Origin of the sequence: Acidocella facilis ATCC 35904, assembly GCF_000687875.1 — a bacterium.
Classification (GTDB): Bacteria; Pseudomonadota; Alphaproteobacteria; order Acetobacterales; family Acetobacteraceae; genus Acidocella; species Acidocella facilis.
This window is the reverse complement of sequence record NZ_JHYG01000003.1, coordinates 84480-105774: the sequence shown is the minus strand read 5'-3', so window position 1 is coordinate 105774 and position 21295 is coordinate 84480. Positions and strand designations below refer to the sequence as shown.

General features: G+C 62.7%; 24 protein-coding genes. 2 read left to right on the top strand and 22 right to left on the bottom strand.

What is annotated here, in order from left to right; translation table 11 throughout:
* The 3 genes from T331_RS19790 to T331_RS0105145 form a co-directional block, all read right to left on the bottom strand.
* Complete coding sequence (locus T331_RS19790) at window positions 1–1002, bottom strand: peptidoglycan-binding protein (RefSeq protein ID WP_155992614.1); 1002 nt, start codon at window positions 1000–1002, stop codon at window positions 1–3.
* Between the two features lie 337 nt (window positions 1003–1339).
* The gene (locus T331_RS19055) at window positions 1340–3025 is read right to left on the bottom strand and encodes a class I SAM-dependent methyltransferase (RefSeq protein WP_051622177.1); all 1686 of its coding nucleotides are present in this window, start codon (window positions 3023–3025) and stop codon (window positions 1340–1342) included.
* A gap of 111 nt (window positions 3026–3136) precedes the next feature.
* A complete protein-coding gene (locus tag T331_RS0105145) occupies window positions 3137–5101 on the bottom strand; it encodes a thioredoxin domain-containing protein (protein ID WP_026439266.1) in 1965 nt (654 codons plus the stop codon).
* 56 nt (window positions 5102–5157) lie between these two features.
* Here T331_RS0105145 and T331_RS0105140 point away from each other — a divergent pair, with 56 nt between their 5' ends.
* On the top strand, window positions 5158–5493 hold the full coding sequence (locus T331_RS0105140) for a (2Fe-2S) ferredoxin domain-containing protein (RefSeq protein WP_322786121.1): 336 nt from the start codon (window positions 5158–5160) through the stop codon (window positions 5491–5493).
* Window positions 5494–5628: 135 nt separating this feature from the next.
* On the opposite strand, the gene T331_RS0105135 is transcribed toward T331_RS0105140, so the two are convergent.
* The 19 genes from T331_RS0105135 to T331_RS0105045 form a co-directional block, all read right to left on the bottom strand.
* Window positions 5629–7047, bottom strand: coding sequence for an APC family permease (locus T331_RS0105135; protein WP_008494063.1), 1419 nt, complete (start codon window positions 7045–7047; stop codon window positions 5629–5631).
* A gap of 134 nt (window positions 7048–7181) precedes the next feature.
* The gene (locus T331_RS17390; RefSeq protein ID WP_051622175.1) at window positions 7182–8300 is read right to left on the bottom strand and encodes an EscU/YscU/HrcU family type III secretion system export apparatus switch protein; all 1119 of its coding nucleotides are present in this window, start codon (window positions 8298–8300) and stop codon (window positions 7182–7184) included.
* A complete protein-coding gene (locus tag T331_RS17385; RefSeq protein ID WP_051622172.1) occupies window positions 8293–9060 on the bottom strand; it encodes a flagellar biosynthetic protein FliR in 768 nt (255 codons plus the stop codon). The genes T331_RS17390 and T331_RS17385 overlap by 8 nt, the downstream gene beginning before the upstream one ends.
* On the bottom strand, window positions 9051–9326 hold the full coding sequence (locus T331_RS0105120) for a flagellar biosynthetic protein FliQ (RefSeq protein ID WP_026439265.1): 276 nt from the start codon (window positions 9324–9326) through the stop codon (window positions 9051–9053). Before T331_RS0105120 ends, T331_RS17385 begins: the two co-directional genes overlap by 10 nt.
* Window positions 9326–10057, bottom strand: coding sequence for a flagellar type III secretion system pore protein FliP (fliP, locus tag T331_RS0105115; RefSeq protein WP_051622171.1), 732 nt, complete (start codon window positions 10055–10057; stop codon window positions 9326–9328). Before fliP ends, T331_RS0105120 begins: the two co-directional genes overlap by 1 nt.
* Window positions 10050–10319, bottom strand: a complete 270-nt coding sequence (locus T331_RS19050) for a flagellar biosynthetic protein FliO (protein ID WP_008494057.1) — start codon at window positions 10317–10319, stop codon at window positions 10050–10052. Before T331_RS19050 ends, fliP begins: the two co-directional genes overlap by 8 nt.
* A 6-nt stretch (window positions 10320–10325) precedes the next feature.
* A complete protein-coding gene (locus T331_RS0105105) occupies window positions 10326–10796 on the bottom strand; it encodes a flagellar basal body-associated FliL family protein (protein WP_008494056.1) in 471 nt (156 codons plus the stop codon).
* A gap of 9 nt (window positions 10797–10805) precedes the next feature.
* A complete protein-coding gene (locus T331_RS0105100) occupies window positions 10806–12740 on the bottom strand; it encodes a FlgK family flagellar hook-associated protein (RefSeq protein WP_026439263.1) in 1935 nt (644 codons plus the stop codon).
* A complete protein-coding gene (locus tag T331_RS19045; RefSeq protein WP_244876892.1) occupies window positions 12737–13600 on the bottom strand; it encodes a glycoside hydrolase family 73 protein in 864 nt (287 codons plus the stop codon). The genes T331_RS0105100 and T331_RS19045 overlap by 4 nt, the downstream gene beginning before the upstream one ends.
* Window positions 13600–14700: a flagellar basal body P-ring protein FlgI gene (locus tag T331_RS0105090; RefSeq protein ID WP_026439262.1), complete on the bottom strand. Its 1101-nt coding sequence runs from the start codon at window positions 14698–14700 to the stop codon at window positions 13600–13602. The genes T331_RS19045 and T331_RS0105090 overlap by 1 nt, the downstream gene beginning before the upstream one ends.
* On the bottom strand, window positions 14700–15374 hold the full coding sequence (locus T331_RS17375) for a flagellar basal body L-ring protein FlgH (protein ID WP_051622166.1): 675 nt from the start codon (window positions 15372–15374) through the stop codon (window positions 14700–14702). The genes T331_RS0105090 and T331_RS17375 overlap by 1 nt, the downstream gene beginning before the upstream one ends.
* Complete coding sequence (gene flgG / locus T331_RS0105080; protein ID WP_008494050.1) at window positions 15371–16165, bottom strand: flagellar basal-body rod protein FlgG; 795 nt, start codon at window positions 16163–16165, stop codon at window positions 15371–15373. The genes T331_RS17375 and flgG overlap by 4 nt, the downstream gene beginning before the upstream one ends.
* Window positions 16166–16194: 29 nt before the next feature.
* Window positions 16195–16938: a flagellar hook-basal body complex protein gene (locus T331_RS17370; protein WP_051622164.1), complete on the bottom strand. Its 744-nt coding sequence runs from the start codon at window positions 16936–16938 to the stop codon at window positions 16195–16197.
* Between the two features lie 14 nt (window positions 16939–16952).
* Window positions 16953–18176 (bottom strand): flagellar hook protein FlgE, encoded by a 1224-nt coding sequence (locus T331_RS0105070; RefSeq protein WP_026439261.1) that lies wholly within the window; start codon window positions 18174–18176, stop codon window positions 16953–16955.
* Entirely contained in the window at window positions 18173–18865 is a 693-nt protein-coding gene (locus tag T331_RS0105065) for a flagellar hook assembly protein FlgD (protein WP_026439260.1), read from the bottom strand. The genes T331_RS0105070 and T331_RS0105065 overlap by 4 nt, the downstream gene beginning before the upstream one ends.
* Entirely contained in the window at window positions 18865–19293 is a 429-nt protein-coding gene (gene flgC / locus T331_RS0105060) for a flagellar basal body rod protein FlgC (RefSeq protein WP_026439259.1), read from the bottom strand. Before flgC ends, T331_RS0105065 begins: the two co-directional genes overlap by 1 nt.
* Window positions 19294–19307: 14 nt before the next feature.
* Window positions 19308–19658, bottom strand: coding sequence for a flagellar basal body rod protein FlgB (locus T331_RS19040; RefSeq protein ID WP_244876891.1), 351 nt, complete (start codon window positions 19656–19658; stop codon window positions 19308–19310).
* 215 nt (window positions 19659–19873) lie between these two features.
* On the bottom strand, window positions 19874–20329 hold the full coding sequence (locus T331_RS0105050; RefSeq protein WP_026439258.1) for a hypothetical protein: 456 nt from the start codon (window positions 20327–20329) through the stop codon (window positions 19874–19876).
* A 12-nt stretch (window positions 20330–20341) separates the two neighbouring features.
* Window positions 20342–20713 carry a response regulator gene (locus T331_RS0105045; protein ID WP_008494043.1) on the bottom strand — a complete coding sequence of 124 codons (372 nt, stop codon included), beginning with the start codon at window positions 20711–20713 and terminating at the stop codon, window positions 20342–20344.
* 272 nt (window positions 20714–20985) lie between these two features.
* Between T331_RS0105045 and T331_RS17360 the strand changes: the two genes are divergently transcribed.
* Window positions 20986–21279 (top strand): flagellar hook-basal body complex protein FliE, encoded by a 294-nt coding sequence (locus T331_RS17360; RefSeq protein WP_008494042.1) that lies wholly within the window; start codon window positions 20986–20988, stop codon window positions 21277–21279.
* The last annotated feature ends 16 nt before the right edge of the window (window positions 21280–21295 follow it).

Sequence of the window (21295 nt, the reverse complement as noted above, 5' to 3'; positions counted from 1 at the left end):
CTATCCAAAATTCTTAGCTTCTAAACCTTCTTTGTAGAAAACTTGTAGCCCTTGCGCCACACCTCCCACGGTAATGTTCCCTGTTTTATTTGGATCGAAACTTCCTGCATTGCCTGAATATGCACCGGTTCCTCCCGCATAAACTATGGCGCCATCGGGTTTACCTACACTAGCAGGCGCCAAAATGACTAGATAAACGTCCACAAGACGTTTGATATTATTTCTTTCTTTTTTTGGAACAATATGAGAAATATTATATCTGAAATATCGCTCAACATAATCGAGTTGCTGTACTGACGACATTTTGGCTAGATCAGCAGTTGTCGCTCCAACAGTTGACGGAGAGTATTGGGGCATAAACTGTATAAGCCCTGTCGCGCCGGAACTTTTATTTACCACTGATGGGCTGAATGTTCTGTCGGATTCAAGCGCCATACAAGTCATGAGATAGTCCGGATTGAGGCTCAAATCTTTACAGATTCGGAAAAGTTTTACTTTGAAGTCTGATGACACCTTTGCACCCCAGGCAACTTTAGCAGGTTGTGGAGACAAAATAGCGGCATTCACTACAGCGCCCCGCTTATCCCAATCATAAAATGTTAGATCATTTTGTTTAACACTCGACCGAGGAGTGCGAGTTATGAACGACACTCCTCTCATGCTGCGGTCCATCTGTTCTATCGATCCAGCCGGATTTAAAATGAAATCTTGTGCTTTAATCCATGCATTTTGGAGATCAACGAACACTTCTTTCATCAAAAATGGAGTCGTAAGAGCTTGCCATGTCCTTCCTCCTGGCTGAACGAGGCCATCCGGATGTTCAAAGCCAATATGTAATTGAAAAACGACAATAGCGCCATTTGTCAGCGGACCTGCATACCCGTCAACTTTGAGATGGTTTTTATGGGGTAAACCAAATCGGTTGAGCAGGGACTGAACCACAATTACATCTGCATGGACGTTTTCGCCGTGACGCCCCACCGAATGGCCGATCCATAACATTCCTGCCCCCGCGCTGATATAGGCTTTATTAATCCAGACCGATTACTGTTCAACTCAACAAAGATTCAAAAAGTTACACCGTTCTGAATCCCGAACGCATCGCTACTGCCCGTCCGTGTTTTTAATGCAGACAACAGCTCAGTCGGACCGCGAAAAATTATGCCGTGACAGGCCGATTTTCGTGCCGAACGACTAGAATTTTTGTCAATTTTATATCGGCCATGAAAATAGAACCGACTGCCTCTTAAAGACTTAGAAGGGTCGCAAGCAGGCAGACCCCGCCCCCCCCCGGCTTCCTTACGTCGCCGCACCCTTTGCCCCCCCCTAAACGCCTCCCCTACCCAAGATGCTGCAGCAAATCCTCCGGCGCCCCGCCATGCAGCGCTACGATTTTGCGCAGCAACGCAACCGCCTCTGCCCCCCGCTCCAGCCCGAACAAGCCGATGATCTCACCCCGCAACCCCGGCCAGCGCAAAGGATGCTCAGCCTCCGGCAACAGCAATCGCAGCGCTGCGAACGCGCTCACGGCTCGCGGAAAATCCTGGCTTTGCAGCGCCAGCATGCCGGCGGTGAAGGCGCCATCCTGCCGCAAGCCCAGCTCCAGCCCCTCCGGCGGCAACGCCCCCAGCCCGGCGGCGCGCAAAGCCTGTGCCTCCTCCCGCCGCCCGGCATTCACCAGCCCGACAAAACCGCGCCAGGCGGCGGCGACCTCGCCTTGCGCCAGCAGGGCCGGCAGCGCCGCCGCGTCCCCGGCCTCGGCGGCGCAGAGCAACGCCTCGCGCTGGGACAAAGCCGCGATATTTTCGGCAAACGGGTCGCGCTGGGAGATCTGCTCCATCGCCTGACACAAGGCCCGCGCCGCCTGGGCGGACAGGCTGAACATCGCCTGCAGCCCCGGCCGCGCCTGCCCGCGCGCCAGGCGGGACATGGCGCGGGCGAACAAGGCCTGGCCCAGCCCCAGCGGCATCAGCGCGGAAAGCTCTGGCAGTTTCGCCTGCAAAGCCGCCTCGGGCAGCGCCTCCGGCATCCGCCCAAACCGCGCCACCACCCCGGCAGTGAACGCTGCCCAGGCGGCATCGGCGGCATCGTAATCGCCATCGATGGTGGCATCGAACAGCCCGCGCCCGGCAAAGCCGAGCTGGGTGTCGGTGCCCAGCGCCGTCTCCCCCGCGCGTTTGGCGAGATAGGCTCGGTAAATCCCCCGCCCCGCCCCCTCGCGCAAAGCCAGCGGCGCGGGCGAGGCATAGGCGATCAGCCCGGTCTCATCGCGCATGATCCGCACATGCGCAAAGCCCGCCGCGTGCAGCGCCTGTGTCAGGCTCTCGCCGGTCTGCAGCACCAGATGCGCCCCCACCGCCAGGGCCGAGACCAGCTTGCCGGTGGATTGCCCGGGGGTGATCGTCGCCGCATCCGGGGTGGTCAGCAGCATCACCCCGTCCGGGGCGATGGTCTTTCGCATCAGCCGCAGATAAGCCGGCGGGTCCGGCAGATGCTCGATCAGCTCCGTCGCCGCGATCACGTCCCAGGGCGCGCCCAGCTGCGCTTCGGTGAAGTAATCCGCGCGCAGATCCAGCCCCAGCTCGCGCCGGCCGAAGGCGCCGAAGGGCGAAGGATCATACCCCACACCCTGCCAGCCCAGCCCATGCACGCCGATATCCAGCCCGAACCCGTAGCCGCTGCCGATTTCCAGCAGCCGCGCCCCGGCCGGCTTGTCGATCCGCGCCAGCTGGGCGGCAATCGGCCACAGCCCCGCCCCCACCTGCGCCAGATAGGCCGGCAGCCCCAGCTCCACCAGCGCGTTATCGCCATAATCCAGATCCGGGACGATGTCGGTGAAACAGGCGGTGCAGGCCGGGCAGCGCAGCAGATTGATCAGGAAATGCTTGCGCGGCGGCTTGAAATCCTCTTCCAGCACCAGCGCCATCTCGCCCGCATGTCCGCAATTGCGGCAGCAGGCCGTGGCGGTCTGGCCGTGGCGCCAGGTGATCTGGGCGTTGCGGCTGATCCTGATCGTCTCGTTCATTGCCCCGGTTCCATGCAGGCCGGCATGGTTACGGGCCGGCCCGCCCCCTGGCAAGACCGGCCCGTTTCAACCACTAACGCAACGTTATTAAATTCCGGCCTCAGAATCGTTTCACGTGGAACATTGCAGCTCCTGGCGCAAAATTTCCGCATCCTCCATCGGCAGGCCGCAAACATTGCCGCGGCAGACATAGGCGGCGCGCAGATCCCCCGGCTTGCCGAAGGACGGATGCTCGGGCGCCAGCACCTTGCCGCCGCGCAGCACGAGCACCTTCGGATCCGGCGCGGCCAGGGCCAGACGCACCAGATCCTCCGCCCCGCCGGTCACCACCACGCTCACCGCATTGGCCAGCAGATCCGCCGCCGCCAGCAGCTCCGGGGCGTTGGTGAGCGCGCGGGCGCGGCCGCCATAGGCGCGCAAAACGGCCTGCGCCTTGGCGCGGTACTCGTCCTTGCCGGTGAGGTGGAACAAGGACGCGTAGGCTTGCGCCATCATCCCGGTGCCAGACGGCGTCGGCCCGTCCTGGATCGAGCGGCCGCGCGGGGCGTAGACATCCTGCGCATCATCGGCGGAGATATAGAACGCCCCCTCGCCATCGCCGAAGCGCGCCTCGGTGGCGGCGAGGATGGTCTCGCTCAGCACCAGATAGGCGCTCTTGTCGGTGGCCTGGTAGAGGGCGATGCCGGCACGGATCATCGCCGCCTGGTCCTCCAGCAGCCCGGCGGCGGCGATCTTGCCGCCGCGCATGGCATGGGCGATGCGCCCATCCTCCTCGCCCATCGCCTGGATCAGCGTGGTGAAGATGCGCTCGCCCAGGGCAATCCAGCCCGGCTCCTGGAAGACGATCCCGGCTTTCACGAGAGCCGAGATGGCCAGCGCGTTCCAGTCCGCCAGAATCTTGTCGTCGCGCCCGGGGCGGATGCGGGTGTCGCGCAGCGCCTTCAGCTTGGCGCGGCAGGCGGCCAGGCGGGTCTCATCGCCGTTAAAGGGCAGCCGACGCTCCAGGATGATGCGGCCTTCCCAGTTGCCGGCAGCCGGCATCGGGTAGGCGGTTTCGAAAAACCGCGCATCGTCACCCAGCGCCGCTTCGATCTCGGCGCGGGTGAAGACGTAGAATTTGCCTTCCTCGCCTTCGGAATCGGCGTCCTCCGAGGCGGCGAAGGCGCCTTCAGCGGCCATGTCGCGGGTCAGCCAGCCCACCGTCTCACGGGCGCGGGCGGCATAGAGCGGATTCGGCTTGTCCGCCTGGGCGTAGGCCAGCAGCTCCAGGACCAGCGCGTTGTCATAGAGCATTTTCTCGAAATGCGGCACCAGCCAGGCATCGTCCGTGGCATAGCGGGCATAGCCGCCGCCCAGATGGTCATAGATGCCGCCCTGGCTCATCCGCTCCAGCAGCAGATGCACCGCCTCGCGCCCGCGCGCATCGCCCAGCTGCCAGAGGAAGCGGAAAACCGGGATATTCGGGAATTTCGGCGCCCCGGCGAGGCCGCCCAGCTCCCAATCCATGCCGCGCAGGAAGGCCTCCTGCACCGCATGCAGCAGCTCCGGGCCCGGCGCGTCGCCCGGCTTGGTGGCGGCGGCTTCGGCCAGAGCGCGGCGGATGGCGCCGGCGGAGCGGGCGATCTGCTCCTGCTCATTCGCCCAGGCCTGGGAGAGCGCCACCAGCACCTGCGGGAAGCTGGGCCGGCCATGGCGCGGGGTCGGCGGGAAGTAGGTGCCGCCCCAGAAGGGCGCGCCCTCGGGGGTGAGCACCATGGTCAGCGGCCAGCCGCCTTGCTCGCCCATGGCGTGCAGCGCGGCCATGTAGGTCTGGTCGATATCCGGGCGTTCCTCGCGGTCCACCTTGATGGCGACGAAGCGCTCATTCAGCAGGCCAGCGATCTGCTCATTCTCGAAACTCTCATGCGCCATCACATGGCACCAATGGCAGGCGGCGTAGCCGATGGAGAGCAGCACCGGGACATTGCGGGCCTTGGCCTCGGCGAAGGCGGCCTCGCCCCATTGCTGCCAGTGCACGGGGTTATCCTTGTGCTGGAGCAGATAGGGGGAGGAGGCGTCCTGCAGGCGATTGGTCATTTGGCTCTCTCCTGGTTGAACCGCTACATAGGGGCGCACAGACAGGAGAACCAGCTTTGGGTGAAAGAATGGAGGGCGATCCGGCGCCTTATTTCGAAACGCACATCTTTGTGTGCGGCAACCGGCGGCCGGAGGGGCATCCGCGCGGCGATTGCGCCAGCAAGGGCTCGGAGAAGATCCGCGATTATATGAAGGTGCGGGTGAAGGAGCTGGGGCTCAAAAATATCCGCGTCAACCAGGCGGGATGCCTGGACCGGTGCGAGCTGGGGCCCTGCGCGGTGTTTTATCCGGAAGGGGTCTGGTACAAGCTGGATAGTTTCGCGGCGGTGGATGAGGTGATTGAGAAGCATTTGGTTGAGCAAGGCCGCGCCCGCGACAAGATGCTGCCTTAAGTTATAAAAGTTTTTGGGGGTGTGGGGACTTTTTTCAAAAAGTCCCCACAGACGTTTGGGGCGTTGGCAAGATGTTGCCAACGCCCCAAACGTCTTGCAGCCCTTTTTGAAAAAAGGGCTGCACCCCAAAAACTTTTAATATTCTTCGTCGGCGACGTAGGAGCCGATGCGCTGCACCAGATCCGGCTTGGATTTCGCCAGCAGCACGCCGTAAATCACCGACACCACCAGCAGGCCCAGCGCCAGCTTCGGATACAGGTTGAACGGATAAGGCTGGCCCGGCTCGATCAGCCCCCAGAGCGGCATCAGCATCAGCAATGTGCCGACCACCGGAACGATCAGATGCGTGAAAACGTTGAAATCCTCACGGTGATAGCGAAGCATATAGACCGGCAGCGCCAAATTGGTGAGCAGATAGGTGACCACCACCGGGATGGTGCCCAGCGTGCCGGTATCGCCGAACAGGGTCACCGGATCGATATTGTAAAACGTGCCGAAGCCGAGCACGATCACCAAAGCCACCACGATATAGGTCCACATCGCCGCATGCGGGGTGCGATGCTGCGGGTGGATCTTGCCGAAGAAAGGCGGCAGCAGCCCCTCGCGCGCGGAGGAGAACAGGATGCGCGCCTGGGCGTTGGTGAGGCCGATCAGCGAGGAGAAGATCGAGGTCACGCCTGCGAGATAGGCGATGATGAGAATGCCGGCGGCGGACGCCTTGAAGGCATCGACAAACGGCAGCGAGGAGTTGGTGATCGCCTTCACATCGTTATGGAAGGCCGTCTCCGTCGCGAAGGACAGGAACATGTAGAGAATGCCGATGGAGAGCGTGCCGACGATCAGCGCGCGCGGCACGTTGCGGCGGGGGTTGGTGGTTTCTTCCGCCAGCATCGCGGAATTCTCCCAGCCGATGAACAGATAGATGGCCAACGGGAAGCCGAGCCCGATGCCCTTCCAGCCGCCGGTGACGGCGGCGATGGTGAAGGGGGCCATCGAGATCGAGCCGCGGTTGACCACCAGCATGATCACCGCGCCGACGACCAGCAGGATCAGCTCGAAATAGAAGAAGATCGCCGCCCAGGTGGTGGAGAGCGAAATGCCGCGCGAGACCAGCACGCCGACAATGGCGGTCGCGATAATCGCCAGCACCTGCCAGGGGATATTGATGCCGAGGAAGGTTTGCAGCGTCTGCGCCGCCCAGCCACCGGAGATCACCACCACCGAGGCGGCGGCGATGCAATAGCCGACCACGACGAAGATGGAAGCCGCCGCCCCCGCCCAGGGGCCGAAGGCCATGCCGATGAAGGTGACGAAGGAGCCGGTGCTGGGGCGATAGCGCGAAAACTGCGCCAGCGTGTTGGTGAGGAACAAAATTACCACCATCGCGACCAGGATGGTCAGCGGCGCGCCGACGCCGGCACCGGAGGCGATCAGCCCGAAACCAAAGAAAAAGCTCATCGCCGGGGCGATGTTGGCGAGGGTGGAGGCAATGATCTGCGAAAGCCCGAGGCTGTCACGCTTGAGGCGTTCGCCGCCCCGCGAGATTGTGCTCATTATTTTATGATCCCTGCTTGGATTAGACGTTCGGCCGCCGGATTTGGGCGTCTTTTTTCCTTGTGGTAAAATGAACGTTCCGTCAACTTATTTGTGAGAAGCGATTTAAATAATAGACAAATCCTCTGACCTGCTCAGGCGCCCGGCAGCCAGCGCGAGACCTCGATGTCACCCGCCTGCGGTTTCGGCGGCTGCGGCTTCGCCCCGCCCTGGGCACGCCAGCGCTGCAGCCGCCAGACATAGGCCAGAACCTCGGCGCAGGCGCGGTAGAGGGCGGTGGGCACATATTCATCCGGCTCCACATAGCGAAACACCGCGCGCGCCAGAGGCGGGGACTGCACCACCGGCACGCCATGGCCGCGCGCCCGGGCGATGATCTCCTCCGCCTGCGGCCCGGCCCCTTTGGCCAGCAGCATCGGCGCCCTGTCCTGCCCGCGGCGATAGCGGATGGCGCAGGCGAAATGGGTGGGGTTGGTGACCACCACGCTGGCCTCCGGCACACGCTGCATCTGCCGGGCGCGGGCCATTTTGCGGGCGAGGGCGCGCTGGCGGGATTTCACGTGCGGGTTGCCCGCCGCCTCCTTCATCTCCTCGCGCATATCCTCATCCGACATCCGCAGCTTGCGCCGGTGCAGCCAGAACTGGAGCGCGAAATCCACCCCCGCCAGCAGCCCCAGCACCAGGCAGATGAGGCTCAAACATTGCGTGGCCAGGGCGAAGAAGGCGCTGGCGGCGGGGCGGGGCAGCCAGGCCAGGGCGGTGAAATCCGGCCGGCGCGAGAGGATCGCCACCGCGCCCGCCAGGGCGATGGCGAGCATTTTCAACACGGATTTGCCCTGCTCCGCCATGCCGTGTCCGGAGAAGATCTGCGAAAACCCAGCCTGGGGCAGCAATTTGGAGAGATCCGGCGCCAGCAGATTGAGCGCGAAGACGAACCCGCCCGAGGCGAGGCTGGAAGCCGCGCCGATGGCGGCGATGAGCCCGAGCAAGGGGAAGAGCCGCCAGAACACGCCCCCGGCCAGCCCCAGCGCCGCCGGCAAGGGCGCGGTGCCCGCCTGCGCCAGCCCGGCCGCGACCAGATCCAGCAGGCGCAGCCCCAGCCCGCCCGCGGCCGCCAGCGCCAGCACCGTGAACAGCACGATGATGGCGGCCCGGGGCAGATCCTGCGAGCGGCTGACATCGCCCCGTTCGGCCGCCTGGCGCAGCCGGCGCTCGGTGGGGGCATGCTTCTTCTCGCCCGCCCCTTCAGCCATGCGGCATCAACCCGGCGATGGCCGCCATGGATTGCGCGGTGAGATGGGACGTGGCCACCCCAATGGCCGGCACCATGCCCACCAGCACCCAGAGCCCGGCGAGAATCAGCAATGGAAAGCCGACGGAGAGCAAATTGAGGCTGGGGGCGAAGATGGTGGCAAGCCCAACGGTGAGGTTGACGCAGAACCCCGCCGCCAGCACCGGCAGCGCCAGCGCCAAGGCGGCGGAGAACACCACCCCGCCCATGCCGGCCAGCGCCCCCCAGCCTTGCAGCGGCGCCAGCCCGGCGCCATGCGCGAAGGAATGGGCCAGCGCCATGAACAGCCAGACCGGCCCGCCCGCCGCCATATAGCCGAGCAGCCCGGCCCATTGCATGATATCCGCCAGCACCGAGCTCGCCCCCGGCGCGTCGCGGAATTGCAGCGTGGCAAAGGAGAGGCCCATCGCCTCGCCGATGATCTCACCGGCGGAGGAGAGCGCGGCGAGGACGATCTGCGCCGCCATGCCGAGCAGCGCGCCATAGGCGATCTGCTCAAAGCCGGTGAGGATGGCGCGGGCCGGGTCCGCCGGGTAGGCGGGCAGGTCCGGCAGCCAGAGGGCGAGCGCCAAGGCCAGGGCAGCGGCCAGCAGCGCCTTCACCATGTTGGGGAGGAGGGCGGAGCCGAACAGGGGGGCGGTGAGAAACAGCCCGGTGATGCGCAGAAACGGCCAGAGGAAGCGGCCGAACCAGAGCATCACGGTCTGTTCATCTAAGACCATGGCTGATGCACCAGAATGGCCGCGTGCAGGATGAAGTCCCGCGCCAGCGCCTCGAACATCGCCACCGCGCCGAAGCCGCCAGTGACGGCGAGCCCGACCATGGCGATGGTTTTGGGCAGCAGCGCGAAGGTGGCATCCTCGATCTGCAGCGCCGATTGGATGATGGCGGTGATGATGCCGACCAGCAGCAGCACCGCGACGCAGGGCCACAACGCCGCCAGCGCCAGCGAAAAGGCATGTTGCAGCAAGTGCAGATAAAGCGGCATCAACCGAAACTATTGGCCAGCGTGCCCAAAACCAGCACCCAGCCATGGATGGAGACAAAGACCAGCAATTTCAGCGGCAAGGAGATCAGCGTGGGCGAGACCATGATCATGCCCAGCGACATCAGGATGGAGGCGACCGCGAGATCGATCAGCACGAACGGGATATAGACCAGAAAACCGATCTGAAAGGCCGTCTCCAGCTCCGAGGTGGCGAAGGCGGGAACCAGCACGGTGAAGGGGACATCGCGCGGCGCGGCATAATGCTGGCCCGAGAGATCGACGAACAGATGCAGCGGCGCCTTGCGGGTTTGGGCAAGCATGAAATCGCGCTCCGGCGGCTGCGCGGCGGCGATGGCCTCGGAGAAGGTGATCTGCCCGGCGAGATAAGGCTGCAAGGCCTTGTCCTGCTCCTGCTGGATGACGCCGCGCATGACGAAGACGGAGAGCGCCAAGGCCAAGGCGGCCAGCACCATGTTGGGCGGCGTGGTTTGCAGCCCGATCGCCTGGCGCATGATGGAGAGGACGATGATGATGCGAGTGAAGCTCGTCATCAGCAGGATCAACCCGGGCAGGAAGGCGAGCGCGGTGATGACCAGCAGGCTCTGCACATCCAGCGAGTAGGCTTCACCGCCATTCTTCGCGAGCGTGTTGACGATGGTGAGCCCCGCCGGCGCGGCATGTGCGGCGCCGGCCAGCAGCAGCGGCGCGGCATAGGCCAGGGGCTTATTCATCGGCATCGAGCCGGCTGAGCAGAGCGATCCCGCCGCGCCCGACGCCGAGCAGCAACACCTGCCCGCCCGCTTGCGCGATGACGAGACTTTGCTGCCCGCCCAGCGCCCGGGCGGCAAGAATGGCGAGCGGCATATTCGCCGCCGCCGGCGCGGCCCTGGCGCGCAGACGCCGCAGCAGAAAAGCGCCCGCCGCGAGGCAGCCCAGGAGGATCAGTAATGTCGCGATGGTGGAAGCCGCAGCGGAAATTGTTTCCGTGCCCATTTTGGCTCAATCCTGTTGCACGATGTTGGTGATGTAGGCGGCGGTGAACGGGTCCGGCGGGGTGAAGCCGGCATTTTTGTCCAGCACCTGGTTGGCGAGGGTGACGCAGGTTTTTGTCAGCGAATCATGGGTGGAAGGGTCCATCAGCTGCTTCGCCGTCTGCTTCATCAAAAGCGTGATCGTCTCCGCCTTGATGATCGGCAGCAGCGCGTTGAAACTGTCGATCGCCTTCTGATCCGTGGTGGCGTATTGGATGGAAATCTGCACGAAGCCCTGCCCGGCCTGGGCGCTGGAATCCAGCGGCACGCTCACCACCATATTCTCCAGCGTGCCAAAGAGGAGCGGCTTCGGCGGCGGGGGTTTCGGATGGGCGGGGGGGCTGTGGTGGCCGGTCATTTTCATATAGACCAGCGCACCGCCACCGCCGCCACCCACGAGCACCAGCGCGGCGACCGCGCCGAGAATGATCTTCTTCATCGCAGCTCCTCAAATCGCGTTTAACAATGAATCAAACATGGTGTTGGCGGCGCTGATGGCCTTTGCCGCCGCCTGGTAGGCTTGCTCGTAATTCGTCATCAACACCGCCTGCTGGTCGCTATTCACCCCGGCGATGGTGGCGAGGTTGCTGGTGGCGGTGGTAACCTGCGAGCCTGTCGATGTCGCCAGCGCCTGCGCGGCGGCGGCGTTGGCGCCCAAATCCGTCGATAATCCAACGAAGCTTTGCTCCAGCGTGCCGGAACTGGTGGTTCCGGTCGCGGTCCATAGATTGGCAAGGCGCTGCGCATTGCTGCCGCTGGCACTGCCGCCGGGGCTGAGGCTCAACGTGTCTCCCGCCACCGGCGCGCCGGTGAGTGGCAAATTCCAATATTGCCCGGACGCCAGACCGGACGGGTAGGCCACCGCGACATTGCCGCCATTGCTGCCCAGCGTGCCGCTGGCGATGATGGTGCCGGGACTGGCAAGGGTGGAAACATTATAGGCGCTGGCGGAGGTAAAGGTGAGCAGAAGATTTTGCCCGTAATAGCTGGCCGGCACCACGGCGCTGCCGCTGGCGGGGCTGGAGGTTACCGAATCCGTGCCGACATTGATGGTCCCGGCATTCTTGTTGATAACAGAACCATCTGTTTGCAGCGTCCCGTTGGTCGCGACATAAGGGTCGGCGGCGGCGATATCGTTGGGGGTCGTCGCGGCGACGGCAATGGCATTGGCGGCACCCGGGGCGGGATTGACGGTGAAGCTGTCGCCATTATTGGCGGTGCCGGAGATGCTCAGCGCCAGCCCGGCAAAAGCCGGCGGCGTGCCGCTTACAATGTAGCTCTGGCCGTTGGCTTGATCCACGGCGCTCCAGCCGCTTGTGCTGTTGTAGGTCAAGGTGAAGGGCCCGCCATTCGCCGGCAGCGCGGCTTCATTGCTCAGGCTCGCCGTGATGACGGCGCTGCCGCTATTGCCGCCGCTGGGCGCGACGCTGGGCGCCGGGACAGAAAAAATCGGCGTGCCGCTGGTGCCGGTTGGCGTCAGCCCCTGCGCCTGCGCGGTGTTCACCTGCGCTGAAAATACCGCTGCCAAAGCGCTGAGAGACTGCGTCGCCTGCCCGCCCGCAGCGATGTTGGCAAGGGTGGCGCCGAGCGATCCATCGGATTCGCCCAGCGTCAGCTTCATCTGGTTATTGCCGGCGGTGAGCGTGGTTTGGCCGTTCGCGTTTTCCGCCACCGCCAGCGCCTGCACGCCGCTTTGATCCACCAGCACGGTGCCGCCCGTAGCCACCACCACCCCGCCATCGCTTTGCGGGATAATATTCACCGGCAGATAGTGTGACAACGCATTCAAGGCGGAATCACGCTGGTCCAGCAGACTCGGTGAATTTGGCGCGGTTTGCAGGGATTTGTTCAAAGTGCTGAGCTGCTGCAAAATCTGGTTGGCGGCGGTGACATTCGAGCTCAGGCCGGTCTGCTGACCGGAGACAACGCTGGCAATGCTGGTCGCGGCGGTCTGGAAGGTTCCGACGACATTGCCGGCGTCCGACAAAACCGTCTGGCGCAGCGCGGAACTTGAAGGGCTGGCGGCGAGGCTGCCAATATCGGAGAAAAATTGGTTAATCGCCGTCTGCACATTGCCGTTATTGGTCAGGGCGTTGGAAATGCCGGTCAACGCCGTGGATTGTGCGCTGGCGGCAGCGCTGGCGCTGTTGGCGGTTCGCAGCTGGGAGGCCGCGAAGCCCGAGGCGGCGCGGGTGATCTGCGCTGGCAACACCCCCGCGCCTGGCTGCCCGGCCGCCGCCTGCGCCGTTTGCGCGTTGACGTTTTCAACGGTGTAGCCAGCGGCATTGGCGTTGGCGAGGTTATTGGAAACTGTCGAAATGCCGGCCTCAAATAATTGAAGGCCAGATAGTGCGGCATTAACGGCGTTGGTGAGACCACTCATGGTTGCGCTCCGCTATTCGAAGATGATGCACCGACCGATTGCAGCACCGCGCTCATCAAAGGCGATTGCGCGATTTTCATGATTTTTTCCGCATATTGATCGTCCGTCGCGTACCCGCCATCTTGCAGGGCTCGCGCGAATCCCGCGACGCTGCCCTGGCCCGTAGCGCTCTGATAGTTGGACTGGATCAAGCCGACATAATCCGAAACACTGGTGGTGGAATCGGCATAATCGCGAAATTCCGCGTCCTGCGCGACGGCTACGCCATTCTGCATTTCATGCGTCGCCCGCAGGCTGCCGGATTGGCCAGGCCCGGCCTTGATGCCGAACAGATTATGGCCGGGTGCCGCGGCCCCCCACCCGGTTTCCAATGCCGTTTGCGCCAGCACCGCCACAGCAGGCACCCCAAGAGCCTGCGCGGCCGCGGTGATTTGCGGCCAGATGGATTTGGCAAAACTCGTCGCCTGATCCAGCTCTTGTTCAGATCCGGTCGTTAGCTGGGGCGGCGGCGCCAGCGGGGTTTCATTGACCGGCGCCGGCACCCCCATGGCGGCAAGCACGGAAGCGGTTGAGGCGGCGAGAGCCGGGGTCTGCAGCACCTGTCCGCCAATCTGGCGCTGCGCCGCCTGCAGCAGCCGGGCATCATATTTGCCGAAATCATTCTGCGCGAGATTCCACAGGAACATGCTCTGAAAATCGCTGCCACCCTGGCCCAGCGTGGACGCATCCATGCCGGTTTCATTCAGCGTGCTGAGCATCTGATACCAGAGCAACCCAGTCAGATGCTGCATCGCCTCCTTCTGCGTCGGCCTGGTAGGCGCGGGGTTGGCGGCATTTAGGGTGGTCCGTGCCTCGATCATCATATCACCTTGATGGTTCCGTTGATGGCGCCGGCTTGCTTCAGCGCCTGGATGATGGCGATCAAATCTTGCGGGGTGGCGCCCACCGCATTCAACGCCGCGGCCACATCCTGCAGCGTTGCGGCGCGTGGCAGGTTGATGACCTGCGCCTTGCTCTGCTTGGCGTTGACCGCGGTATTGCGGACACCGACGGTCGAGCCATTGGAAAACGGCCCTGGTTGGCTCACGCTATTTTGCGTCTGGATGGTCACGGTCAGATCGCCATGGCTGACAACGGCCGGGCCCAGCGTGACCCCGGCATTCATTACGATGGTACCGCTTTGCGCATCGACCACGATGGTCGGCGCCTGCCCGACCGGGGTGATCGGCAAGGCGAGCACATTGGCCATGAAGCGCATCGCATCCTGGCCCTGGGCGGAGAGATCGACCTCACCGGGCGAAACGGCTGTGGCCGAGCCCGCATCATAGCGATTGATGACATCCGCGATCTGCTGGGCGGTCTGATAGCTGGGCTGGTTGAGCAGCAACGCGGATGCGCCGTTGATCGCGTAGGTGGCGGGAATCGTCGTGGCCAGGATGGCGCCGCCGGGCAAGGTGCCGACTGTCGGCACATTCACGCTGGCGGATGTTCCGCCGGCACTCGCGGCGAATCCGCTGACCAGCAGCGGCCCCTGCGCCTGGGCATAGACAACGCCATTGCCGCCGCGCAACGGGGTTGGCAATAACACGCCACCAGCCAATGACGTTGCATTCCCGACCGCGGAGACGGTGACATCCGCATGCTGGCCGGAATGCGCGAAGGCGGGAACTTCCGCCGTCACCATCACGGAGGCGACATCGTTGGGCTGCATGGTTGAGACATTTGGCAAGGCGATGCCCATATTGCGCAGCATGTTGAGGATGGATTGCTGCGTGTAGGGAACCTGGGTCGTCTGGTCGCCCGTGCCGGGTAGGCCGACAACCAGCCCGTAGCCATAAAGCTGGTTGCTGGGCGCGCCGGCGACGGACACCAGCTGGCCGATGGTCGTCGCATCGCCGGCGGCGAAGGCCTTGCCGCCAAACACCAGGAGAGCCAGGAGAGTTGCGGCGCAGATTCGCATCAGAATGGCGCAATCTTGTTGAGGACGCGCTGCAGCCAAGGCAGCTGATGCGCGCCGTTGATCGGCCCGATGCCGACATATTGCACATTCATATCGGCGACCTGATTCGAGCTGATGGTGGTATTGGCGGCGATATCGTCCGGGCTGGCATAGCCGGTGACGACGATGGAAATCACATTGCCGTTGATATTCACGTTGGTTCGGCCTTCAAGAGTGAGAATGCCATTGGCGTCGACATGGGTGACAACCGCCTCGACCTGACCGGAAATATTATTCGCCGCACTCGCCGCGCCGGTTCCGGTATATTCCTGATCGGAGGTGGCACCGATGGAAGGTGCCAGGCTGCCGCCATTGATATGGCCAAAGCTCATCGGGATTCCCATGAAACTCGTCATGGAATCGTTGAGCGTTCCGGTCCGTTTCAGAGCGGCGTTGTCGGTATTGCTCGCGGCGCTGCTCGTGACGATGTCGATTGTCACGAGATCGCCCATCCGCCAATCGCGCCGCGGCTCGTAAAGTGAGCCCATTGTGGAAGCCGGAAAAATCGACCCGTCCTGCGATGCGAGCGGGGGCAAGGCTGCCACCGGAAACGCCGCCGGCTTGACCAGACTGGGCGGCGGTGCCGCAATCGTTTGGCAGCCGGCGAGCAGCAAAACGGGCAGCAAACGTTTCATGCGCCAGCAGCCGCCTGCGCCAGATAGTTGAGCTGATTATCGATGGCGCTGGCCACCTGGGTGCCGAGCTGGTAGGCGCGCTCCGCCGAAATCATGTTCACCATCGACTGCACGACATCGACATTCGAGGCTTCGAGATAGGACTGGTTGACGGAGCCAAGGCCGTTGCTCTGTGGCGCGCCATTGACGGCGGTGCCCGAGGAGGTCGTGGACGCATACAGATTCCCACCCAGCGGCTGCAGCCCTTGCGGATTGACGAAATTTGCAAGCTGGATCTGGCCGATTTGCGAGGCGGTGGAGGATCCAGGCAATGTCACGGAAACCGTTCCATCCGTCCCGATCGTCACCGAGGTGGCGTTGCTGGGAATGGTGACGTTGGGTAGGACCTGATAGCCCGAGGAGGTGACGAGCTGGCCCGTGGCGTTGAGCTGAAACGCGCCGTCACGCGTGTAGGCGGTTTGGCCGTTGGGCAGAAGCACCTGGAAATAACCGGAGCCGTTGATCGCCAGATCGAGCGGGTTGCCAGTGCTGGTCAACGCGCCCTGGGTCAAGGTATCCTTCACCGAAGCAACCTTCACGCCGGTCCCGATTTCGAGTCCGGAGGGATAAACGGTCTGGCCGGTTGAATTGGCGCCTGGCTGGATGCCATCCTGGTAAAGCAGGGTTTGAAATTCCGGCGTTTCCGACTTGAAGCCCGTCGTGTTCACGTTCGAGAGATTATCCGCGATCGTGTTCATCATCGTCTGGCTGGCGGCGAGGCCGGTGGCGATCGTGTCCAATGCGTGGTTCATAATGCGGCTCCAAATTCTGGCATGACGAATCAGCCCTGCGCCAAGATATTATTAAGATCCTGCGAGGCACTGCTTTGGGTTTTCATCAGGTCCGTCTGCAGCTGATAGGACCGGCTGCTGTCGATCATCTCCATCATCGCGCTGGTGGGATCGACATTGCTGTCATTGATGTAGCCTTGATGCAGCGAGGCTGTGCTGCTCTGGCTTAAATTCGTTCCCGCCGGGGCCTGGTAGAGCGAGCCGCCAAGCGCGCTGAGTTTGCCGGACGGCGTGGCAACCAGGCCGATTCGCCCATAGATTTTCGCATCCCCGCCGGGATTTCCGGCGGCGATGCCGGAGATCGTCCCGTCCTCGCCGATTTGCAGTTTTGTCAAAGGTGGAAGGCTGATCGGCGTGCCGTTATTGTCGAGGATCGGATTGCCGGAACTATCCGTCAGCAGACCCGCCGCGGAGATGCTGAGGGTTCCGTTGCGGGTCAGGGCCGTGCCGCTGGGCGTTTGCACCTGCAGCCAGCCATCGCCGGCAATGGCAACATTCAGCGGATCGCCGGTCTGGCGCATCGGGCCTGGTTTCAGATCCGGCCCCAGCGTTTCCACGGCCGCATCCGCCCCCACCGGCGCATTGCTGCCGCTATAGGCCTGCGCATCCGTCACCGCCTGCACGGCTTCATAGCCAGCGGTTTGCGCGTTGGCGAGATTGCTGGCCACGGCTTGCATCTGCGCGGTAATCGCCTGCAGCCCGGCCATGCCGGTATAGAGGGAATCCGAATACATCTGGTTCTACCTTGTTAGATCTGCACCAGCCTCTGGCTGTCCTGCTGCTCGGTCTGGATCACCGAAGTGTTCGCCTGGTAGGCTTGCTGATACTGAATCAGCGAGACGAGCAGTGAGGAGGTGGAGGCATTGGAAGCTTCCAGCTCGCCACCGGAGAGCGTACCCGCCTGGCCGCTGCCTGGCGTATTCACCACTGGCTGGCCTGAGCTGTTGGTGACAGCGTAAAGATTGCCGGTGACCGGATTCAGCCCCTCCGGATTGATGAAATTGGCGAGCGCGATTTTGCCCGCACTCAGCGTCTGCCCGTTGGAATAGCTGGCTTGCACCGAGCCATCGGCGGAGATGCTGCTGCCCGTGTAATTGCCCGGCGCATAGCCATTATTGGTGATGCCGGCGACGGCGAAACTCTGCGCCGCCAAGGTGGTGCCGGTGAAATTCATCGCGATATTCGATGCAGCCGCGCCATTTCCCCAATTCACCGCCAAGGTGGCGGGACTGCCGGAGGTGAGCGTGCCCGAGGTGGAGAAGCCCAGCGTCGTCAAATTCTGCGGCGTGCCAACATTCGTGCCGTTGGCCAATTCGGGCTGGGCGTAAACCGTCCAGCTCGGCGTGGCGCCGCTGGTCGCGGGCTGGTTCTGCACCAGGTAAAACTGCACGCGATTGGCATTGCCCAGCGAATCGTAGGTGACGGCGGATGTGCTCTCGCTATAGGTCGTCGGGTCAGATGGGTTGAAGGTCGTGGTGGAGGGTATCGTCTTGTCGCCGGAATTCAAATTCAGCGTCAGCCCGAGCGTGCTGGTGGCGTTGGCGGCGACGGCCCCGGTATTGATCGTTATCGGGCCCAGCGTATTGCCCTGCACACCATTAACCGTCGCGTAGCCCAGTAATTTGGAGCCGTTCAGCGTCTCCAACTGGCCCGAGGAGCTGAGCTGAAACGCACCGTCGCGGGTATATTGTTGCGCGCCATTGCTGGAGACGATGAAATAGCCATTGCCTTGAATCGCCGCGTCCAGCGAATTGCCAGTCGAGGTCAGGTTGCCTTCGGTCAGATCCGTCGACATGCCTTCCAACGTCGAGCCGATGCCTGGCGTATTGGTGGCGTTACTCGGATAAATATCCTGGAACAACGCCGTTTGGCTTTTATAGGCCGTGGTGTTGGCATTGGCGAGATTATTTGAAACGGTGTTGAGCCCCGTCTGGGCGCTTGTGAGGCCTGATAAGGCGGTTTGCAGTGTCATGAAGATGCTCCCAGAACGGTTTGAACGGAAGAAACGGGCAATGCGCTGGCGCTGCCGGCGACATCCAAGCTTGGTATGCCGTTGGTAAGATTGACGCCCTGGACATTGTAAACCGTGTAGGGCGTGGCGGAGATCGGCACGCCGCTGGCGCTGGCGGCGCTGATCTGATAGCTGTAGCTGTCGCCGGCGGTGCCGCCTGTCCATTTAAAGCTTTGCTGTCCCGCTGGCAGCGCCCCCAGATTCATCGTCCCCGCGACACTGCCATTGGCGTTGAGAATGGTGACATCGGTATTGGCGCTGGCGCTCGGTAGGTTGAACGCGCCGGTGGCGCTACCGGTGCTGTTTGCGAACAGGCTGTTGCCGTTGACCGCCACCTGCCGCCCCACCAGCGCCGAGGCTTGCGCCAGCTGAGCGGCGCTATTCGCGGTTTGCAAACCCGTGAGGTTGGTATTGAGCTGGTTGATGCCATCCACGGTCGAAATCGCCGCGAATTCCTGTGTCATCTGCGTCGGGTCGGCGGGTGAGGTTGGCGATTGATATTTCAACTGCGCTGTCAGGAGTTGCAGGAAATCATTCTGCGTCAGGCTGGCGGCGCTGCCGGATGAGGCCGTGCTCGCGGTGGTCGAGGCGGCGACCGAGGCGTTGGAAATGCCGCTGGTGCTGGTGCTGGGCGAGGTCATGCTGGTCATCATGTCACCTGAAAGCTGTTGATGATTTGCTGATCGATCCGCGTGGATTGTTGGAGCAGCGCGACCGAGGCCGAATAGGAATTCGTGCTGTCGATCATGTTCACCATCTCATCGACCGGTGAGACATTCGAGGAGGTGACATAGCCTGAGGCATCCGCGTAGGGATTGCCTGGATCGTATTTGCGCGTCGGCGGCGCGTTGCTTTGCACGCTGGTTAAGACCTGCACGCCGAGCGGGGGACTGGCGCCATCCATCTGCGTCGCATCCACCACCGGCGCCGCCTGGAAAACCAGCTCCTGCGCCCGGTAAGGTTGCGCGCCTGGCGCGGCGATGGAGGAGGCATTCGCGAGGTTCGAGGAAATCGCGCTGAGCCGTTGATCCTGCGCTGCCAGGGCGCTGCCGATGATTGAGAAAACACCATTGCCCATGAGATGAATCGCCTTTAATTGCCGCTGGGATTGGGACGCAGCGCGGTAACCAGCGCCGTGGTGGATTGATGCAGGAACGTCGCGGCGGCCTGCATCTGTTCGCCATTCTGCACGGCCTCGATACGTTCATTATCGAGCGAGACATCATTGCCACTCAGCCCGACCACGCCATCCATGCGATATTGCGCGCCGGCATCCTGCCCCTCGCCTGCGCCCAGGCTGCTGGCCAGGGCAGAGTCAAAGGAGATATCGACCGCCTTGTAATTCGGCGTATCCGCATTGGCGACATTATTGGCGATGAGATCCGCGCGCTCCTGCCGGACATTCAGCACGGCGCCATAGAAATCCAGAAATCCTGCCTGCATCATCAGCTTCCTTCATTCCGCCGACGGGATCACGGCATTTGCCGCCCCATTCGGGCTTCAGGAAGAGATCTATCCGGGTGGGATGAAGAAATGGTAAAAACAGGCCGGATCCTGCCTGTCCTGTATCCATCCCTATATTCGAATTCCATGGCGCCAGATTTCCTGGCGGCGCGGATCTTGGCAAAAAAAAGTGCCCGGAGGCACTTTTTTCTGGTTCAGGCCGCTTGCCCTTTCAAGCGTTGCAACACCTCCTCATGCAGCCGGCGCTGATCCTCGCTCACATAAAGCGCCGCAAGATCCGCGGAGGCAAAATGCGTGCCCGGGGGCATCTGCGCATCGGACATGCGCTCCAGCGCCACAATCACGCAATCGGCGATCTGCTTGGCGAAATCCTGCCGCTGCGCCTCGACAAAGGCGAGATGGTCCAGCTTGCGGCGGATTTCGGCGATCTCGCTGATCGCCTCATTGCGTTCGCGCTCCACCACCGGGCTGGCCTGCGGCGATTGCCGATTAATATCGGCCAGCAATCCGGACAGCCAGGACAGCAAGGCCGAGGTCCGCCAAAGCAGATCAAACGCGTCGCTCGCATCCATCTTGTCGCGTAAATGCGCAACCTGCTCGGCCAGGATGGCACAGACCAGCTTTTCATTTGCCTCAGCCATCCCGCTCATGTCTGATCTCCTTTATTTTACCGGGCAAAGCTGCTTGACGACGGATAAAAGCTGGTTCGGCTCCGCCGGCTTGGTCAGCCAGCCCGAGGCCCCGGCGGCCCGCGCCTCGTCGCGCTTGCGCCCGCCTGATTCCGTTGTCAGCACGATGATCGGCGTGAAGCGCGCGGAAGCGATCTTGCGGGCTTCCTTGATGAAGCCGATGCCATCCAGCTCCGGCATGTTCAGATCCGTCAGGATCGCCGCCGGCTTCAACCCCCCGCTCAGCTTGGTGATTCCCTCGCGCCCGTTCATGCCGGTCTCGACCTCATAACCCGCTCCTTTCAGGATATGTGACAGACTCATCACCATTGTGGCGGAATCGTCGAGAACAAGAATAATCGGCATGAGAACGGCGCTCCAATCAGCTATATTTGCGCAGGGTCGCGACAGAATGGCTGGGAAGTGTTGAGAGGCGGTTAAAGCGACAAGAAAAATCGCCCGCGCCGATTTTAAGAATTGATTAGGCGTACGGATTTAATCGTGCGGCATGAGCAAAGTTTTCCTGATTTCCGAAAATAAATTTCCCCGGCGCGGGCGGCGGTCGCGCTGAGGCGGCGCGGGCGATCCCGCCCCGCGCCTCTCCCGCTTTTATCCTCGGTCCATAAAGGAGCTGTTTGATGATCTCAACGATTCTGGGGCAGGGCGTGGCCGCCGGCGCGCGCGCGTCGGCCGCGACCGCACCGCAGCCCGGGCATTTTCTGTCCCTGGTTTCGGACGCGCTGCAACATGTCAGCGCCAGCCAGCAGGCGGCCACGGCGGCGGAGGCCGGCTACAGCGCCGGGCTTCCGGGCGCCACCCTGGGCAAGGCGCTGGTGGCGAGCGACCGGGCGGATGTGGCCTGGAACGCCACCGTGGCGGTCCGCAATGAAATTGTCTCCGCCTATCAGGCGGTGATGAACATGCAGTTCTGATCGATGGAGCGGGCGC

Excerpts from the sequence above, each read along its gene's own strand:
- T331_RS19790 (WP_155992614.1), bottom strand. The coding sequence starts at position 1,002 with ATGTTATGGATCGGCCATTCGGTGGGGCGTCACGGCGAAAACGTCCAT.
- T331_RS19055 (WP_051622177.1), bottom strand. The coding sequence starts at position 3,025 with ATGAACGAGACGATCAGGATCAGCCGCAACGCCCAGATCACCTGGCGC.
- T331_RS0105145 (WP_026439266.1), bottom strand. The coding sequence starts at position 5,101 with ATGACCAATCGCCTGCAGGACGCCTCCTCCCCCTATCTGCTCCAGCAC.
- T331_RS0105135 (WP_008494063.1), bottom strand. The coding sequence starts at position 7,047 with ATGAGCACAATCTCGCGGGGCGGCGAACGCCTCAAGCGTGACAGCCTC.
- T331_RS17390 (WP_051622175.1), bottom strand. The coding sequence starts at position 8,300 with ATGGCTGAAGGGGCGGGCGAGAAGAAGCATGCCCCCACCGAGCGCCGG.
- T331_RS17385 (WP_051622172.1), bottom strand. The coding sequence starts at position 9,060 with ATGGTCTTAGATGAACAGACCGTGATGCTCTGGTTCGGCCGCTTCCTC.
- T331_RS0105120 (WP_026439265.1), bottom strand. The coding sequence starts at position 9,326 with ATGCCGCTTTATCTGCACTTGCTGCAACATGCCTTTTCGCTGGCGCTG.
- fliP (WP_051622171.1), bottom strand. The coding sequence starts at position 10,057 with ATGAATAAGCCCCTGGCCTATGCCGCGCCGCTGCTGCTGGCCGGCGCC.
- T331_RS19050 (WP_008494057.1), bottom strand. The coding sequence starts at position 10,319 with ATGGGCACGGAAACAATTTCCGCTGCGGCTTCCACCATCGCGACATTA.
- T331_RS0105105 (WP_008494056.1), bottom strand. The coding sequence starts at position 10,796 with ATGAAGAAGATCATTCTCGGCGCGGTCGCCGCGCTGGTGCTCGTGGGT.
- T331_RS0105100 (WP_026439263.1), bottom strand. The coding sequence starts at position 12,740 with ATGAGTGGTCTCACCAACGCCGTTAATGCCGCACTATCTGGCCTTCAA.
- T331_RS19045 (WP_244876892.1), bottom strand. The coding sequence starts at position 13,600 with ATGATCGAGGCACGGACCACCCTAAATGCCGCCAACCCCGCGCCTACC.
- T331_RS0105090 (WP_026439262.1), bottom strand. The coding sequence starts at position 14,700 with ATGCGAATCTGCGCCGCAACTCTCCTGGCTCTCCTGGTGTTTGGCGGC.
- T331_RS17375 (WP_051622166.1), bottom strand. The coding sequence starts at position 15,374 with ATGAAACGTTTGCTGCCCGTTTTGCTGCTCGCCGGCTGCCAAACGATT.
- flgG (WP_008494050.1), bottom strand. The coding sequence starts at position 16,165 with ATGAACCACGCATTGGACACGATCGCCACCGGCCTCGCCGCCAGCCAG.
- T331_RS17370 (WP_051622164.1), bottom strand. The coding sequence starts at position 16,938 with ATGTATTCGGATTCCCTCTATACCGGCATGGCCGGGCTGCAGGCGATT.
- T331_RS0105070 (WP_026439261.1), bottom strand. The coding sequence starts at position 18,176 with ATGACACTGCAAACCGCCTTATCAGGCCTCACAAGCGCCCAGACGGGG.
- T331_RS0105065 (WP_026439260.1), bottom strand. The coding sequence starts at position 18,865 with ATGACCAGCATGACCTCGCCCAGCACCAGCACCAGCGGCATTTCCAAC.
- flgC (WP_026439259.1), bottom strand. The coding sequence starts at position 19,293 with ATGGGCAATGGTGTTTTCTCAATCATCGGCAGCGCCCTGGCAGCGCAG.
- T331_RS19040 (WP_244876891.1), bottom strand. The coding sequence starts at position 19,658 with ATGCAGGCAGGATTTCTGGATTTCTATGGCGCCGTGCTGAATGTCCGG.
- T331_RS0105050 (WP_026439258.1), bottom strand. The coding sequence starts at position 20,329 with ATGAGCGGGATGGCTGAGGCAAATGAAAAGCTGGTCTGTGCCATCCTG.
- T331_RS0105045 (WP_008494043.1), bottom strand. The coding sequence starts at position 20,713 with ATGCCGATTATTCTTGTTCTCGACGATTCCGCCACAATGGTGATGAGT.
- T331_RS17360 (WP_008494042.1), top strand. The coding sequence starts at position 20,986 with ATGATCTCAACGATTCTGGGGCAGGGCGTGGCCGCCGGCGCGCGCGCG.